This is a genomic window from Paenibacillus chitinolyticus NBRC 15660, assembly GCF_000739915.1.
GTDB classification, from domain to species: Bacteria; Bacillota; Bacilli; order Paenibacillales; family NBRC-103111; genus Paenibacillus_F; species Paenibacillus_F chitinolyticus.
Genome location: NZ_BBJT01000003.1, coordinates 510,476 through 527,514, shown reverse-complemented (window position 1 = coordinate 527,514; position 17,039 = coordinate 510,476). Strand labels below are relative to the sequence as shown.

The window sequence follows — 17,039 nt, the reverse complement described above, 5'->3', positions numbered from 1 at the left end:
TTGGCATGAATATGATTGAACTTCAGGGCATTACGAAAGTGTACCGCCAAGGCGCCCAGGAGCTGACGATTCTGAAAAAGTTGGATTTATCGGTCGCCGCCGGTGAATTTGTGGCCATTGTAGGTCCGAGCGGTTCCGGAAAATCCACGCTGATGAATACGCTGGGTCTCCTGGACGTTCCGACGACCGGCAGCTACTTTCTCGACGGTGTCCGGACCGAGCGATTATCGGACAATCAGTTGTCTGAACTGCGCAACCGCAAGATCGGATTTATTTTTCAGCAGTTTAATCTGCTTCCCCGTTTGTCGGCTTTCGAGAATGTGGAGCTGCCGATGATTTATGCGGGTATTCCCGCCAAGCAGCGGGCGGAGAAAGCGAGAGCCGTGCTGGAGAAGCTCGGCATGAAGGGGCGGGAGCATCACAAGCCCAGCGAACTGTCGGGAGGCCAGCAGCAGCGTGTGGCCATTGCCCGCTCGCTTACCTTGTCGCCGCCTCTTCTGCTCGCCGACGAACCGACAGGCGCGCTGGATACGCGGACCGGGCAGGAAGTGTTGGAGCTGATTCTCGAGCTGAACGGGCAGGGGCATACCATCGCGCTGATTACGCATGATCTGCACATCGCGGACTGCGCGAAACGTATCGTGTCGATCCGGGACGGGGAAATCGTGGGAGACCGGCTGAGCCTGCCGCAGGCGGCGCAGGGGGTGCCCTCATGAAATTCACCGAACTGATCCGGATGGCGATGAAGACGGTGACCGGAAGCCCGCTCCGCACGTTTCTTACGATGCTGGGTGTAATCATCGGCGTCTGCTCCGTCATCGCGCTCGTTGCGCTGGGTAACGGAACGACCGATAAGATCAAGGCCCAGTACGAAAATCTCGGCACGAATCTGCTTGTCGTGAACGTAAACGGCATGGGCCGCGCGACTCAGTTGGATTACAATGAGCTGATGCAGTTCGAGGGCTTCCCCGAAATTAGCGCCATCGCGCCCACGATGACCAAGAACGGGGCTCATATCAAAGCGGACCGCACGCAGGATACGTCCAATGTGATCGGGACGAACGACCGTTACCAAAGCATCGTCAAAGCCGATGTGGCTTCGGGCCGGTTTTTAAGCCCGTCGGATCTTGAGTTCCGGAGCAAAGTGGCGGTCATCGGCAGCGAGGTTGCCAAAACGTATTTCGGGACGCTCGATCCGGTAGGAGAGACGATCCGCATTGAAGGCATTCCTTTTACCGTCATCGGGCAGTTGAAAGAAAAAGGCTCGAATATCGGCGGCACCTCCGTGGACAGCTCCATTCTCGTGCCGCTGGAGACGGCGCGCCGCCAGTTCCAGCTCGGAACGATCCGGACGACCTATATCGAAGCTCCGACGCGTGATGATATTTACAAAGCGCAAAACACGATGAAGTCGTATCTGACTTATAAATTTAAATCCGATACCGGATTTACCCTGATCAATCAGGATGAGCTGCTGGCCGCGAGCACGAAAGCGACCGATACGCTTACCAAACAGCTTGTCAGCGTGGCCGCGATTTCTCTGCTTGTAGGGGGGATCGGCATTATGAACATCATGCTGGTCACCGTAAGCGAAAGGACCCGCGAAATCGGAATCCGCAAATCGATAGGAGCCAAGCGCCGGAGCATTCTGCTGCAGTTTCTCGTGGAGGCAACCGTCATCAGCGGGCTGGGCGGCCTGTTCGGTCTGCTGCTCGGCATCGGCATCGTGTACGGCTGGCCACTCTTTTCCAAAGAGCAGACCTTGCGTCTGTCGCTGGACGTTTGTGTGTACGCGTTCGCGTTCTCGGTACTGGTGGGCGTCGTATTCGGCCTTTATCCGGCGAACAAAGCTTCCAAGCTGCATCCGATCGACGCGCTGCGTTCCGATTAAATCCGCCCGAATTCATCTCAGGAGGTAACGAAGTGGAAAAAGACAAACGCAACAAGCTTCCTAAACTGCTCGTCACACTCACAGCCGCTGTCGCGATCTCTTCCGCCGGCTGGTCCGGCCCGTTCACCGGCAAGGCTTCCGCAGGGGCGGCAGGGATTTTCGTATCGCCGAAAGTTTACTTTACCGTCGAAGACGTATCTTTGGCCAAAGGGACAGGCAAAAGCTCTCTGCACTTCACGCTGCTGCTTCACAATGAAGGAAGCGGAACCGTCGACCTGAACGCGTTTGCGGTCAGCGTGAACGCGCCGGACGGGAGCAGATACACCCCTAAGCTCAGCGGAACTTCCTCCGCCCGGGTTTGGCCGGATTCGACGGGACGCTACATATATACGGCTGAGGTTTCCTCGCAGGCTTCGCTCGATACGCTGAAGCTTTCGCTGAACCGCTGGGCTTCGGACGGGATCTCGAAGGGAGCGGACATCGGCAGCCTGCCGCTTGCGGCCGATGCGGCTCCCGCTCCGGATAAGCCGGTCAGGGTCCAGCTTAACGAAGCGGATGCGTCGCTGCCCGAGGATGCCGTGCTGACGATCCGGGCGAAGGACTCCATCCGCTGGAACCGCGACAGCGGCCAGGAGCTGTACACCCACTTGACGGTTGTCAATCAGGGATCGGCAGCCCTCAAGTGGAACGACAACGTCCAGCTGTCCGTGCAGGACGCCAAGGGCCGCACCTACACGGCTGCGGTCGTCAGCGGGGCGGACATCCTTCTGGAGCCGCAGGAGCCGGCCGTCCTGACGGTGAAAACATCCGCGGCGGGCAGCACATCGCCCGGAACGGACCTGAAGCTCGTACTCGGCGCGAAAAACAGCGGAGGCGCCTTCACGATCGGAACTGTGCCGGTTCCAGGTGAAACGACTGCCATGGGCGTGGGAGACGCCATTCCTTACGTTTATGGCGACGGGCTTGAACTGACGTACCGTAGCGCGGTGGTCAACGCCAAAACCGACGGGACGACCGTGCAGACCGTAGTCGAATTCCGCAATACGGCCAAGGAATACGTCCGGCTGCCGGATTTGTCCGCGGTGTACCAGTTCGGCAGCCGCGCAACCGTCGACGGCGTGATCGACGCGAAGCCGTCCTCGGCTTTTCTCGCCCCGGGCGAATCCGCGTCGTACCGCTACACCGCGTCTCTGCCGGCCGGCGTCTCCAAAGACGCGATCGAGCTTCTGCTGCTCGCGAAGGAGTCGCTGGCGGAGACGGCGGCCGAGAGCGGCGGCGGATCAACCGGATCGGCAGCCGCATCCGGCACGCCGGGCACGTCCGCCTCGGGCGCGAAGGCATCCGCTTCGTCCGCCGGGACGGCCGCAGGCGGCGCGGCCTCTTCCGCGGCCAAAGCGACCGCCTCGGCGGACTCTTCCTCCGCAGCCGCCGCGTCGTCCGGCTCCGGCAAGACCACGGCCGCCGGCTCGACCGGCTACGTGCCGGCGGCCTCGCTGTCCCTCGCCAAGGCGGAATCCGGCAAGGGCGGCGATTATGCGGCCGCCCAAACGTACACCCTTGGCGAGAAGCTGCCGCTTCCGAACGGAGCGTTGGAAGCGGGGCTCGGCGTTTCGCTTGTGGAATTCCACAAGCACGAGAACGAAGAGTACGGCTATCAGACAGCCGTCGCCAAGTACAAGTTCACCAACACGTCCGGCAAAACGCTGGATCTGCCGCAGCTCGGCATGGAACTGACTACGCCGGACGGGCTCGTCTACGCGGGTACCCGCCAGTCGTCGGCAGCCGCAAGCATTCTTCCGGGTACATCCGCGGTGGTGAGCTACTCCTACATGGTCCCGCCGTCGGACAAGACGGAAACGCTCGCCATGACGGTCACGGACGCCAACAAGATGTCGCTCGGTTCCTACAGGGTCGCCTTCCAGGCGGAGGCGGAGAACGGATCGGTGTCGTTCTATCCGTTCGAGGTTGCGTTTAACGATTCCACGGTCGGCTGGACTTACAGCACGAAGACCGATGCCCAGTATACGTATAAACTGATACTGGATATGACGATTACGCGCAAAGAGCAGGTGATCGTGGATTCGAATTTCTCCAAAATGGAGATCGAGCTGCTTGATCCCGACAACCGCTCTCTGGCCAGCCAGACGGTTCCGTTCCTGGGCACCGGCCGCCTCGTATCCGGCAAGCAGACGTTTTTCTTCAACGACGTCAAATCGGAGCAGTTCAGCTCGGGCGCCCATTTTAATATCTACGAAGTGATTGAAACTCCGAACGGTCCCGTGAGACGTCTGATCAAAACGATACAGGGCTGACCGCCGTAAATGAAACCACGATAAAACGCCGCCGACAAGCGGCGTTTTTTTTCAAGAAAAAAAACTTCCTGAAGGGATCTAATAAAGACTTTTTCCGATTGTATATTTTTGGGAAAAGATTTCCGTTGTAAAATTCCGCTTCCTTTACTAGCATAGAGGGGACGCGTTAATCCGGGGAGTAGGGATGTGGGCGCTTATACAGAATACGATCGGGCGCTTGGCGGATAGCTGGCCCTGTCGATAGAGGAGTGAGTCGGAGTTGAAACGTTTTGCACAGGCATCTTATGTGATGTACTTTCTGGCGGGATTGGTTATCACGACGATCGGTTCCGTGCTGCCGCAAATTTTACGGCATTACGAGGTTACTTACACAATGGGAGGCCAGCTTGTTTTCTGGGGCTCTATCGGATTTTTGGTCGGGGTGCCGGTGGCGACTCTTTTGTTAAACCGTTTTAGCGAAAAGCAGATCTTGGCGCTGGCGTGTCTGATTATTGCGGGTTCCCAGTTTATGATGTGGTCGCTTCCGCCGTTTTCGGCTTTGCTGGTTATCAATTTTATGAATTGTCTCGGAACGGCTGCCGTCGAAACGATTGTGGCGACGCTCATGATGGAGGTTTTTGTAGGGCGCCGGGCGGTTGTGATGAGCTACCTGGAAGTCTCGTTCGGCCTGGGGGCTCTGCTGATGCCCGTCATCTCCAGCCTGTTGATCTCGCTGGATTTGTGGAGATACTCGTTTGTGGTTACGGGAGTCATGGCCCTTGCGATGACGGGAGTGTGGGTCGTTATTACATACTCCAAAACGGACCTCGACGAAAACGCCGCGAAGGACGCGAGCAACATGGCGCCGCCCGAGAACATTTCGGCCCGTCTGAAATGGCTGCTGCTCGTTTTCTTCGGCTTTATGATTTTTATGTACTGCGGAATCGAAGGGAGCATGAACAATTTCCTGTCTTCCATTTTTATCTCGTACCTGGATGCGGCGCCTTTCCTTGCGGCACTCAGCGTCGGTCTGTTCTGGGGAGCGATGGTTCTGGGACGTCTCGCCACGGGCTGGATTATCCGGAAGGTCACTTACAGCCGGTTTCTGTTTATCAGTATGGCAAGCAGCCTGATCGTGCTGGCCGCCTTCATCGTGCTGCAAAACATCTGGACCGGGTATATCCTGATTATTGCGCTCGGATTGCTGTTGTCCGGCGTGTATTCGATTACGATGGTGTATGCCAATCATACGTTTCCGGGTCTCGCCCGGCTTGTGACAAGTCTAATTACCGGCTTGGCGGGTCTCGGTGGAGCCGTTTTCCCGGCGTTGATCGGATATGTCATGGATCAGGCGGGCAGCTCCTGGGCGCTCTGGATGACGGTCGGATTCGCCGTTTTCTATCTGCTCGGTCTTGCGGTGGTCGAAGCCGTTTACAAAAAAACAAGGAGATCGGGCAATCCCGCGCAAGCTTCCTAAAGCAGGAAAGTCCGGCAGCAAACGGCCTCCGGTAAGTACAAAAAAACCGCCTTCGGGCGGGCGCAATGCGTTTGCAGCGCCTGCCGCCGAAAGGCGGTTTTTTTGTATGTAAACAAATGGACGAGTGACGTCCCGTTAAATCAAATGAACGGAAACTCTTCCGGATTCGTTTTTACGGGGGTGGCGTCGTATCCTTCCGTTAGCAGGTCGAGTTTACCCGTTTGCGGGTTCATGACCAGGCCGTGTACCGGAAGGTTTTTCGGCAGGAGCGGGTGATTGCGGATAATGTTCACGCTTCCGATGACCGCTTCGTCGATCTGCTCGAAACCCGTCAGCCACTTGTCGAGGTTGATGCCGGAGTTATGCAGGGTGTCCAGCACTTCGTTTTGCACGCCGCGTTCCCGCGCCTTGCTCAGAACCTTCTCCGAGTTCAAACCGGTCATGCCGCAGTCGCGGTGTCCGATTACGAGTACTTCATCGGCGTCCAGCTCGTATACGGCTACGATAATGCTCCGCATAATACTTCCGAACGGATGAGAGACGAGAGCGCCGGCATTTTTAATGATTTTGGAGTCGCCGTTGCGCAGGTTCATCGCTTTGGGAAGCAGTTCCACCAGACGGGTGTCCATACAGGTCAAGATAACCATCCGTTTATCGGGAAACTTGGTTGTCAAATACTGTTCGTACTCCTTGGAATCCACAAACGCTTCATTGTAATTGAGAATTTCGGATATTAAACTCATATAAATCCTCCGCTTCTTTTGTATGGTTTCTTTTTATGGCAAAGACAGCCTGGGGCCGCCTCGTGCTAATTCACGCAGTTGACCAGTCTCATGGCCGGATTGTAGGTCTGCTGGCTGCTTTTCAGGACATAGGTTCCCCGCTGGGGCATGTAGTCGACCGACAGTTTTTCTTCGAAGAAAACCTCTTTGCGAGGATCGTACTGCACGGTGAACGCATTGCTCTGCGCCTCTACGTCTCCTTCGGTATGAGCGGCTTGTATGTGAAGAGCGGCTACGCCGGCCAAGGCGCATCCGCAGCCTTCCGTATCGTAAAACAGCCTAAGGATCGCGTCTTCCGGAAGACGGTTAGTAAGGGCTTCGACGGCCGCTTCGCTAAAGTGAATATACATTTCGTAAGCTCCCTCCTTTTTATCAATTGTATCACAAACGGAAGAATTTGATTATCTCCCGCATAGAAAGTATGATGACAGTATACCTGTTTAGTGAAAGGAGAATCCACCATGAGCCAGACAGACTATCAGGGCAAACTGGATGAATTCCGCAAATACATACGTAAAATCAAACATTATGAAGAAGCAGTCGGCCTCATTTATTGGGATTTGCGCACCGGGGCTCCCAAGAAGGGCGCATCCGAACGTTCCGAAGTCATCGGCGAGCTGTCCACCGAAGCGTTCCGGTTGTCGGTATCCGACCAAATGGGCGGATACCTGGATTTCTTCTCCGATGCGGCGCGCATTGAGGAACTTGACGAAACGAACCGGCGCATCGTTCAGGAAGCCAAGAAGGAATTTGACCGCAGCAAAAAAATTCCCCCGGAAAAATACCAGGATTACGTCGTGCTGACCTCCAAAGCGGAAAGCGCATGGGAAGAGGCGAAGGAAAAGAACGATTTCGCCATGTTCCAGCCTTACCTGGAAAAAATCGTGGAGACGAACCTGGAATTCGTCGAGCTTTGGGGCTACAAAGGGCATAAATACAATACCCTTCTCGATATGTACGAGCCCGGCATGACCGTCGAGAAGCTGGACGAAGTGTTCGGGGCTCTCCGCAGCGAAGTGGTGCCTCTCCTGGCCGAAATCAAGAAAGCGCCGCAGCCGGACCGTTCGTTCCTGCGCCAGACGTTCGACAAAGAGAAGCAGAAGCATTTCTCGTTGTTCATCTTAAAGGAACTGGGCTACGACTTCGAAGCGGGACGTCTGGACGAGACCGTGCATCCGTTCGCGACCGGCCTGAATCCGGGCGATGTCCGCATCACGACCCGTTATCTGCCTGAAGACGCGACAAGCGCGCTCTTCGGTACGATTCACGAGTGCGGGCATGCGCTTTATGAGCAGAACATTTCGGAAGACTTGATCGGAACGAATCTCTGCACGGGAACGTCGATGGGCATTCACGAGTCACAATCCCGTTTCTGGGAGAATATGGTAGGAAGAAGCCGCGAGTTCTGGTCCCGCTACTACGCCGATCTGCAGCGGACCTTCCCCGGACAGTTCGACAACGTGAGCGAAGAGGCGTTTTACCGGGCGATTAACCATACCGAGCCTTCGCTGATCCGGATCGAAGCGGATGAATTGACCTACAATCTCCACATCATGATCCGCTACGAGCTTGAAAAAGCGCTGTTCAGCGGCGAGCTCAAAGTCGCCGACCTGCCCGAAGCCTGGAACGCGAAATACCGCGAGTACCTGGGCATCGAGGCGGACACGAACGCGGAAGGCGTGCTTCAGGATGTGCACTGGGCCGGCGGTTCCTTCGGGTACTTCCCGTCTTATGCGCTCGGAAACATGTACGCCGCCCAGTTCACCAACACGCTGCGCAAAGAAATTCCGGCGTTTGACGAGCTGCTGGCCAAAGGCGATTTCGCTCCGATCAAACAGTTCCTGGTCGAGAACATTTACCGCTACGGAAAATCCCAGACGCCTAACGAGATCGTCCGCCGCGTGACGGGCGAGGATCTCAATCCGCAGTATCTGGTGGATTACCTCAAGGATAAATATAAGCCGCTTTACGGCTTAAGCTGATAGATAAAACAAAAAGCTTAAGGTTTTTGTTTTAGTAGATATTAATTCTTAACATTGCAGTTTCTATATATTGTTTAATAAGACTGTCTAGGAAGTTTGTCTAGGCAGTCTTATTAATTTGATTTACATAAATTGGTATACAAACATACAAATAAATGGTAATATATACTTTGAAAGGAGGAAAAACCATTATAAATACATAAGACAAGGAGTGTTTTAAAAATGAAATTGTTTAAAGGTTCATTTATGTTGTTAATCTCTCTTATTGCAATAATATCGCTGAATTTGCAAACAGTCAGTGCAGAAAGTGTTGCATGGTATGATGGTCTGCCAGCAAAAGCGGGTCAATGGACTCCTGTTCATAGCGATCATATATATAGTGAGCCATTTAATGTAACAGGGGTGTCTTCTGTTACCATAAAAGGCTATCAATATTTTCCTGCAGACTCGACAGCGAATGTCAAATACCAGATTGTTTTAAGAAATGCAATTTGGGATGAGGTTTTAGCCGAAACTACAGTAACAGGTGACTATCCAAAAGAGGGGACATGGTTTTCTCGTGTATTAACTCTTAATAAACCTATTATTGGTTCAGTAAGTCTAAAAATAATTAATCTTAATCCAATAAATGGTGTAAAAGTTGCTGGCAACGTTTATAAATAATCAAAATATATTTTATATGAAATTTTTCATAAACTGAAGTCGATAGATGACTTCAGTTTTTTTGTCGTAAGTTAACCCGCCCGCCTGCCTGTGCATAAGCTGATAGCAATCAAGAAGAATGGAGGAGACGCCATGAAACGAAGATCTATCGTCTTCCTCCTGCTGTCGGTGCTGTTGGCGGGATTGGTTCTGCCGGGCTGCTCGAAACAGGAAGAAGTCAGCAAAATCCGTATCGGTGAAGTCACGAGATCGATCTTTTACGCGCCTCAATATGTCGCGCTTTCGCAAGGCTTTTTCAAGGACGAGGGACTGGAAGTGGACCTGACCACTACGGCCGGAGGGGACAAAACGATGACCACGCTGCTCTCCGGCGGCATCGATGTGGCGCTGGTCGGATCGGAAACGTCGATTTACGTGCATCAGCAGGGCAGCGACGATCCCGTCATCAACTTTGCCCAGCTTACGCAGACGGACGGCACCTTTCTCGTATCGCGCACGAAACCGGCCGGAGATTTTGATTGGAACTCTCTCCAAGGAAAAACCTTCCTCGGCCAGCGCAAGGGCGGAATGCCGCAAATGGCCGGCGAGTTTGCGCTGCGCAAGCACGGCATTGACCCGCATAAGGACTTAAACCTGATCCAGAATGTCGATTTTGCGAACATCGCTTCCGCTTTTTCTTCGGGCACGGGGGAATATGTTCAGCTTTTCGAGCCTCAGGCATCCGTATTCGAGAAAGAGGGAAGAGGATACGTCCTGGCCTCGTTCGGAGTCGAAAGCGGCAAATTGCCGTACACCGTTTACATGACGAAACAAAGTTTTATCAAGAAAAACCCGAACGCGGTTCAGAAGTTTACGAATGCCGTACAGCGGGCCCAGAACTGGATGCACACGAAAAGCATCAACGAAATCGCGGATGCGGTTCTGCCTTATTTTAAGGATACCGATCCGGAAATCGTGAGAAGCGTGGTGAAACGGTATAAAGACCAGAACACCTACTCGGCCGATCCCATCATCGACGAAGCGGAATGGAACAACCTCCAGGACGTCATGACTCAGGCGGGTGAGCTGAAAGCGAAGGCCGATTGGAGCAAGCTGGTGGACAACAGTTTTGCCGAGAAAGCCAAGGTGAACGCGAAGTGAGCAGGCATGGCCTGCCTAGTGCCGCGGCTGCCGGCTCTGGCCGGGGGGCCTTTCTCATGCAAGGGGATAAGGAGGGATGCGGCCATGGATACAGCGGCCACGGTTCAAGTTAGCGGCATGACGCATGTGTACGTGTCGGACGCCCAGGCGAACCCGGCACTGGAAAATATCGGGCTGACGATCCGCCCCGGCGAGTTCGTCAGCCTGCTTGGCCCGAGCGGATGCGGCAAAACGACGCTTTTGTCCATTATCGCCGGTTTGATCCGTCCCACCCGGGGGCAGGTGCTGATTAACGGCCGGGAAATAGTTTCCCCTACTTCCCGGGTCGGGTATATGCTTCAGCAGGATTACCTGTTTCCGTGGAGGACGATTTACGGCAATGCCGTCATCGGACTCGAGCTGCTGGGCAGGCTGAACAAGGAAACGGGAGCGTACGTCGATCATCTCCTGGAGGAGATGGGGCTTGCCGCATTCCGCGATTACCGGCCCGCCCAGTTGTCCGGCGGAATGAGGCAGCGCGTCGCCCTCGTCCGGACGCTGGCCGCGAAGCCCGAGCTGCTGCTTCTGGATGAGCCGTTCTCCGCGCTCGATTACCAGACTAAGCTGCAGCTGGAGGATCTCGTCGTGCAGACGCTCCGTTCACGGGGCAAAACGGCGCTGCTCGTCACGCATGATATCACGGAAGCCATCGCGATGAGCGACCGGATTATCCTGCTTGAACCTCACCCGGGCCGGATCCGGAGGGAGATTGCCGTGCCTGAGCACATCCGGCGGACGCTGCCTGTCGAAGCGAGAGAAAAGCCGGGATTTCACGAGCTTTTCCACGAGATATGGCAGGAATTCGAGCGTATGGGCGGAAAGGAGGCGGAAACGTGAATCATTATCCGGCAGATGAAACGGCACAGAATCAAGAAGCCGGTACCCGCGCACAGGTGCACGGCAAGGAGCATACGGACGGCAGAACGCTTGCGGATACTATTCATGCGGCCCACCTGGAGACTAAACGCAAAGTCGCGGTTCGTGTCCGTGTCACCCAGCTGCTCATCCTCGTGATCGGCCTGGGCGTATGGGAAGCCGCGGGCCGCCTGAAATGGATCGATGTGCTGCTGTTCAGCTATCCGAGCAAAGTGTTTGTTCTCCTGGCTTCCAAAATCGCGGACGGCTCTATTTTTCCCCACACGGGATATACCGTCTATGAGACGGTTGTCGGCTTCGTGCTCGGCACGCTTTTCGGGACGGCGCTGGCGATGCTGCTCTGGTGGTCGCCTTTCCTGTCGCGTGTGCTCGATCCGTATATCGTCGTGCTGAACAGCATGCCGAAAGTGGCGCTGGGTCCGCTGTTTATCGTCGGCTTCGGTCCCGGTATGCTGTCCATTATCGCGACGACGCTTTCGGTGACGGTCATCATTACGACGCTTGTGGTGTACGGGAGCTTCAAGGAAGTCGACGACAATTACGTGAAAGTCGTCCGCATCTTCGGAGGAAGTCGGGGCGAGGTCTTCCGCAAAGTGATTCTTCCCGCCTCTTTTCCCACGATCGTGGCAACGTTGAAAGCGAACGTCGGCCTTGCCTGGGTCGGGGTCATCGTCGGCGAGTTCCTGGTTTCCAAAATGGGACTCGGCTACCTTATCGTGTACGGTTTCCAGGTGTTCAACTTCACGCTCGTCATTGCAAGTCTGGTCGTTATCGCGATCGTCGCAACCTTTATGTATCAGGCCGTCGTCTACCTGGAGAATAAATTGATGTCCCGCCGGTAAGTCTGATAGAAGCGTAAACTGCCGGCTCGTGTGACCGGTGGACTTGAACAATATCGCTGAACATGGAATAATCGAAGCAGAAAAAATTCACTCGACGGAGCAAACATCTATGAACATTCCTTTCATCGGCATTCGCGTCTTAAAAACGGCTCTGGCCGTCATCGTATCGATTACCTTGGCCCGGTGGATCGGCTTAACCAGCCCGAATTCCGCAGGGCTTCTTGCTATTTTGGGTATTCAGGTAACGAAGCGCAGAGGCATCAACAACGCTTTTCAGCGGATTGCGGCTTCCATTCTGGCCGTCCTTTTCGCATCCGTCCTGTTCAGCCTGCTCGGCTTCCGCGTTTGGGTGCTCAGTTTGTTCGTACTTATCGTTTTCCCGGTCCTGCACCGGATAAAGCTGAGCGACGGAGCGGTCACGGCTTCCGTCACCATTTTTCACATTTATAATGCGCAGGCGATCAGTGCCCCGCTTATTTTAAATGAAATCATTCTTCTTATCGTCGGCCTGGGAAGCGCCACGCTGATCAACATTTCGTATATGCCCAAAGCGGACAAAGAAATCGAATTTTACCGGTCCAAAGTCGAGGGACTTTTCTCGGATGTGTTTCTGCATATTGCCGAACATCTAAGGGATACGACCGTCGTCTGGAACGGCAAGGAACTTCTCGAGCTGGACGAAGTGCTGAAAACGGGAACCGAAACGGCCAGCCGGTCGCTTGAGAACGCGCTGCTTTTCGGCACTCATACGTATACGGACATGCAGCTCTATTTTTACATGCGCAACGAGCAGTTCGAATCCCTTCAGCGGATGGCGCTGCTGGTGTCCCAGGTCAGCCGGGAGCTGCCTCTCGGGGAAAGTCTTGCTTCTATTTTCGAAGAGCTTAGCAAAGACTGCAAAGTAGACTACTACACCGGACGTTCGGAGAAAAAGCTGGCCGCCCTGCAGGCGAACTTCAAGATAGAGACGCTGCCGCAGACGCTGTCCGAGTTCGAGGCGAGGGCGGCCCTCCAGCAGTTGACCCGCGAACTGAGCCATTATTTGAACATCGCCAAAAAGCAAAAAAAACAGAAGCCCGCATCCGCGCGCTCCTGATCATGTTGCCCTAGGCGACTCCCCCGAGCCTGACGGCCGGGGGCTTTTTATATCGTTGAAATGAAGACTATGCCAGTTTCTCGATTGAAAGAGAAGCGCTTACCGTCGGTGTTCCTCCGCCGATTGCGTTCTGTAAAGTTAATGTTCCCGTATTATCAATCCGGTTTAAGGTCAATACTCCGCCGGCCGTTAATTGAACGATAACCTGCCCGGGGTAGGGGTTGTTTCCGGCGCCGGTTCCATAGTTGCTGCAAAGAACCAGAGTCGCAGGGGCCGGGCCGGCCGCGTCAGGGTCAAAGAACAAGCCGAAAGCGTTATTTCCTTGTGTAGGGAACACCTCATACGTTATTTTATAAAATCCGTTCTCGTTTATGACAATGCTGGACGGAGGTGCGAATGTGATGGCTGTCGCACTGATGACGGAGCCGTTAAAGGATACGGCTCCGCCTTGCCCCCCCGGTGTGGGTGCTGCGGCTATCGTCTGCGCCTCTGTGCTGCACAAAAAGGCAAACGATGAAATTCCGCCTGCGGGTCCCTGGGGTCCTTGGGCACCGGGGAGTCCTTGCGGACCTTGGGGTCCGGGAATAGGCGTTACGTTTACGGTAGGCGGGGGACAGGATACTTTTACGATTTTCTTTTTTACAATAACGACTTTCTTTTTTCTCTTCGGTTTACACACGATAATCGTTTTTTTGTGGCATCTCTTTCTGTGTGGACAATTCATTAAGATACCTCCTCGGAATGTTTAATACACGATCATCCTATGACAGGTGTCTAAGGTTTGAAAGGACGATAACCTATTGTTGGAAAAAGAGGTTAACGCGGAGAGGCAGTCGTTTAGTGTCTATCAATTAAGTCCAGTCAAAATTTTATAGGTTTCATAAAGTGATAGTGGACAATGAGATACCTCATTATTTAAGGCCCCCTTTTAGGGGCTTTTTTTTATTCAAAAGATTCACTTAACCCGTAAGATGTCAGCCTCAGGTCCCGGCCGTATACGGTAACGGGCATAATTATCCCGCGATGAAGCGGTTTGCCTCCCTCGAATCTCTTTTTAGCCACTCCTATTCGTTTATGATTTTATGAATAAACGCATTCGAAACATCGAATCGTGGACCCGTTTGCGGATCGCCCGTCAGACCGGAGTTTCGATAATTCGAAGAAAAGAGCACTAACGTAAGCTTTAGTATTTCCGGTAAAACATGTCTTAGTTAGGCGAATGTCCTTCTGATGGGAGAGGGCTGCACAGGTGTTCTTGCGAAGGAGGATATCGCTAACCGCTGAAGTCATCGTGCGAGGTTTGCATCAGCTTCAATAAAAAGCTGTGGCGCATAAAGAAGTTCCGCGCAACCGGGCCGCTTGATTTGAGCATGGTTCCGGAAGGCTTTGAAGAATCTTCGTGCGGGGTTCTTTTTATCCACGGTAACGATTTCGTTTGCAGCGGGCGAAAGCAGCCGATCTATGTGCCATGAGGAATGGCTGTCGATGGTTTGGGGGCTTGTGTCAGCGGAAACACGACACGGCCGAAGCTTGATTCGTGAAGCGGAACAAAAAGATAACCGGCTGCGTTCAACCGCAGCCGGCTATTGAAGAGTGACCGTTACCGGGCCCGATTTCATCTGGATCGGTTTATTTCCATTTAACTAGTATAAGAAGACGAAGCTTGATTTAATGCGGAATTTACAAATTATCTTGATTTGATTACGTCCGTTCAATCAACAATCGCCTATGTCCTGCATACACTTGTAATGAATGATTGCATGGAGGAGGTTGAAAGGATGTCAATAGATAGAAATTTGCAAAGCAGAGAGATCATCGTGAAAGCTGTCTGCGGCAAAGGACGCAAATTTTCGCACGTAAGTCATACCGTGACTCCGCCTCATGCTCCAACCAGTATCTTAGGCGCCTGGATTATCAACAATCAGTACGAAGCCGTCAAGTCTGGAGAGGGAGTCGAGGTCGTCGGTACTTACGATATCAACATCTGGTATTCGTATGATCGGAATACGAAAACCGATGTCGCGAAAGAAACGGTATCTTATGCGGAGGTAGTCGGTTTGTCGTACCTCGACAAGCGGCACAAATCTGTCACAGCGGAAGTTTCTGCGGTCGCAACGCAGGAACCGAACTGTGTGGAAGCAAGCATCTCCGGAGGCGGGAACGTGCTGATCCGCGTAGAGCGCGAATTCCATGTGGAGCTGACGGCGGAAACGAAGGTGCACGTGATCGTCGATCCGAGCGGCGGAGATTACGAAGAGAAGCATGTAGACTTCGACCTCATCGGCGATGACGGAGATTTCGAAGATTTGAACCCCGATCTGCTGGAAGATGATTTAAGTTAAAGGTTACTTCATCATATGCCGCGGAAGAAGCTGGGGCAGAGGGCATTTGCCCTCTTTTTTGTTTCTCCGGGTAAAAATGGGCAGCCGAGAGGAGGACGACTATGCAGCTCTTCGTGCAGTACTCCGGGCGGGATAAGCAGACGGCTTCTGTCATAAGCCGAGAACTGGATCTCCTGAACATTCCGCATGGGGAAAAGCTTCCGGACAAGACGCCTGTGAGAATCGCGGCCTGGGGCAAACTATCGGCGGAGCAGGAGCGGGTATTGACCGCGCTGCCCCGGCGCGTTCTGCTGCAGCCTCCGGAAGCGGTCTCCCTGGCGCTCCGGGAAGAGGACGCAAGGATGCAGCTTGCCGTACACGGCATCCGGACGGTCCGGAACTTCCCGGGAGAGGCGGCAGATCGCCGTGCTCGCGGCAGCCGTCCGGGCGGGCCGTATTCCTACGAATACCGCATACCGGTTTTCCATATGGAGGCCCTCGCCGTTTACCGGCAGAAAAACAACCTGCTGCTCCTTCCTGGCACGGCCGGAAAAAAGCCGTCCGGTTTCCAAGAAGTCAGCCTCGACCAGCAGACGTTTCACACCCAACGCGCCGTCCGCGAGTCGGTCAAGGCGGTGTACGCTCTCGGCCTCGACTACGGCCTCGTGCATATCGCCATCGAGCCTTCCGGCAGGACGCTCGTGCTGCGCGTAGATCCATCACCGCCGCTGGATGAGCCTCTGGCGGCGCTCTTCGCGCAAGCGATCGGACGCTATGCCGATCAGCTCTCGCAGGAGCTGGCGCGGACGGAGCCCGCAGTACTCGGGAGCGATCCCGAGTTTCTGCTGGTTAATCCGCGCGGCAAAGTCGTGTCCGCCTCCAAGTATCTGGAGCGGGAAGGCCAGGTCGGCTGCGACGCGATCGTGCTCAGCGGCCACCGCGTCATTCTGCCGCTGGCCGAGCTGCGGCCGCAGCCGAGCAGCGAGCCGGCGCAGATGGCCGCCAACCTGCGCCGGACGATGCGTATGGCCGCGCGCAAGATCGGCGACGACAGCCTTGCCTGGATCGCCGGCGGCATGCCGCTGCCGGGCTTTCCGCTTGGCGGGCACGTTCATTTCAGCTGCTGCTGGCTGAATTCGCACTTGCTGCGCGCGCTGGATAACTACCTGGCTCTCCCTCTTATGATGATCGAGGGGGAGACGACAGCGCAGCGCCGCCCGCGCTACGGGCTGCTGGGGGATTACCGCCGTCAGCGGCACGGCGGGTTTGAGTACCGGACGCTTCCGAGCTGGCTGGTTTCGCCCGAAATTGCCCTCGGCGTGTTCGCGCTTGCACGGATAATCGCGGATCGTTATTTCGATCTGGATCAAAGGCCGCTGGACGATATGGAGGCTCAGAAAAATTATTATGCCGGCAATAAGCCGGCCCTGGCGGATGCCGCGGAAGGCTTATGGACCGATCTCGAGAAACAGCCCATGTACGGGGAATTCGCAAGGTATCTGCGTCCGCTCCGGGAACAATCGCGGCGAATGGAAGGCTGGCAGGAACTCGCCGATTTCCGGCGGAGCTGGAAAATCGGCCCCTACGGACGGAAACAGGATGCCGTGCAGGAAAACATGCTATAATAGAAGAATCATAG

15 protein-coding genes are annotated in these 17,039 nt (G+C 54.6%); 12 read left to right on the top strand and 3 right to left on the bottom strand.

Going from position 1 to position 17,039, the window contains the following annotated elements:
- Positions 1–5 precede the first annotated feature (5 nt).
- From PCH01S_RS07615 to PCH01S_RS07600, 4 genes are all read left to right on the top strand, one after another.
- Positions 6–716 (top strand): ABC transporter ATP-binding protein, encoded by a 711-nt coding sequence (locus PCH01S_RS07615; protein ID WP_042228165.1) that lies wholly within the window; start codon positions 6–8, stop codon positions 714–716.
- On the top strand, positions 713–1,891 hold the full coding sequence (locus tag PCH01S_RS07610; protein ID WP_042228164.1) for an ABC transporter permease: 1,179 nt from the start codon (positions 713–715) through the stop codon (positions 1,889–1,891). The genes PCH01S_RS07615 and PCH01S_RS07610 overlap by 4 nt, the downstream gene beginning before the upstream one ends.
- 32 nt (positions 1,892–1,923) lie before the next feature.
- Complete coding sequence (locus tag PCH01S_RS07605; protein ID WP_042228162.1) at positions 1,924–4,203, top strand: hypothetical protein; 2,280 nt, start codon at positions 1,924–1,926, stop codon at positions 4,201–4,203.
- A 259-nt stretch (positions 4,204–4,462) separates the two neighbouring features.
- Positions 4,463–5,659 carry an MFS transporter gene (locus tag PCH01S_RS07600; protein ID WP_042228160.1) on the top strand — a complete coding sequence of 399 codons (1,197 nt, stop codon included), beginning with the start codon at positions 4,463–4,465 and terminating at the stop codon, positions 5,657–5,659.
- Positions 5,660–5,799: 140 nt separating this feature from the next.
- Here the strand turns inward: PCH01S_RS07600 and PCH01S_RS07595 are convergent, their stop codons facing one another.
- Together PCH01S_RS07595 and PCH01S_RS07590 are read right to left on the bottom strand one after the other, a co-directional pair.
- On the bottom strand, positions 5,800–6,402 hold the full coding sequence (locus PCH01S_RS07595) for a beta-class carbonic anhydrase (protein WP_042228158.1): 603 nt from the start codon (positions 6,400–6,402) through the stop codon (positions 5,800–5,802).
- Between the two features lie 65 nt (positions 6,403–6,467).
- Entirely contained in the window at positions 6,468–6,791 is a 324-nt protein-coding gene (locus tag PCH01S_RS07590; RefSeq protein WP_042228156.1) for an iron-sulfur cluster biosynthesis family protein, read from the bottom strand.
- A gap of 111 nt (positions 6,792–6,902) precedes the next feature.
- Here PCH01S_RS07590 and PCH01S_RS07585 point away from each other — a divergent pair, with 111 nt between their 5' ends.
- From PCH01S_RS07585 to PCH01S_RS07560, 6 genes are all read left to right on the top strand, one after another.
- Positions 6,903–8,423 carry a carboxypeptidase M32 gene (locus PCH01S_RS07585; RefSeq protein WP_042228154.1) on the top strand — a complete coding sequence of 507 codons (1,521 nt, stop codon included), beginning with the start codon at positions 6,903–6,905 and terminating at the stop codon, positions 8,421–8,423.
- A 222-nt stretch (positions 8,424–8,645) separates the two neighbouring features.
- On the top strand, positions 8,646–9,086 hold the full coding sequence (locus PCH01S_RS07580; RefSeq protein WP_042228153.1) for a hypothetical protein: 441 nt from the start codon (positions 8,646–8,648) through the stop codon (positions 9,084–9,086).
- A 132-nt stretch (positions 9,087–9,218) separates the two neighbouring features.
- Positions 9,219–10,226 (top strand): ABC transporter substrate-binding protein, encoded by a 1,008-nt coding sequence (locus PCH01S_RS07575; RefSeq protein ID WP_042228152.1) that lies wholly within the window; start codon positions 9,219–9,221, stop codon positions 10,224–10,226.
- An 84-nt stretch (positions 10,227–10,310) separates the two neighbouring features.
- The gene (locus tag PCH01S_RS07570; RefSeq protein WP_042228151.1) at positions 10,311–11,102 is read left to right on the top strand and encodes an ABC transporter ATP-binding protein; all 792 of its coding nucleotides are present in this window, start codon (positions 10,311–10,313) and stop codon (positions 11,100–11,102) included.
- On the top strand, positions 11,099–11,983 hold the full coding sequence (locus PCH01S_RS07565; RefSeq protein WP_042228150.1) for an ABC transporter permease: 885 nt from the start codon (positions 11,099–11,101) through the stop codon (positions 11,981–11,983). The genes PCH01S_RS07570 and PCH01S_RS07565 overlap by 4 nt, the downstream gene beginning before the upstream one ends.
- 109 nt (positions 11,984–12,092) lie before the next feature.
- Positions 12,093–13,079 carry an aromatic acid exporter family protein gene (locus tag PCH01S_RS07560; RefSeq protein WP_042228148.1) on the top strand — a complete coding sequence of 329 codons (987 nt, stop codon included), beginning with the start codon at positions 12,093–12,095 and terminating at the stop codon, positions 13,077–13,079.
- Positions 13,080–13,146: 67 nt separating this feature from the next.
- Here PCH01S_RS07560 and PCH01S_RS07555 read toward each other — a convergent pair whose 3' ends face one another.
- Complete coding sequence (locus tag PCH01S_RS07555; RefSeq protein ID WP_042228146.1) at positions 13,147–13,803, bottom strand: hypothetical protein; 657 nt, start codon at positions 13,801–13,803, stop codon at positions 13,147–13,149.
- 1,054 nt (positions 13,804–14,857) lie between these two features.
- Here PCH01S_RS07555 and PCH01S_RS07550 point away from each other — a divergent pair.
- Positions 14,858–15,421 (top strand): outer spore coat protein CotE, encoded by a 564-nt coding sequence (locus PCH01S_RS07550; RefSeq protein ID WP_042228144.1) that lies wholly within the window; start codon positions 14,858–14,860, stop codon positions 15,419–15,421.
- Positions 15,422–15,522: 101 nt separating this feature from the next.
- Positions 15,523–17,025, top strand: coding sequence for a putative amidoligase domain-containing protein (locus PCH01S_RS07545; RefSeq protein ID WP_042228143.1), 1,503 nt, complete (start codon positions 15,523–15,525; stop codon positions 17,023–17,025).
- The last annotated feature ends 14 nt before the right edge of the window (positions 17,026–17,039 follow it).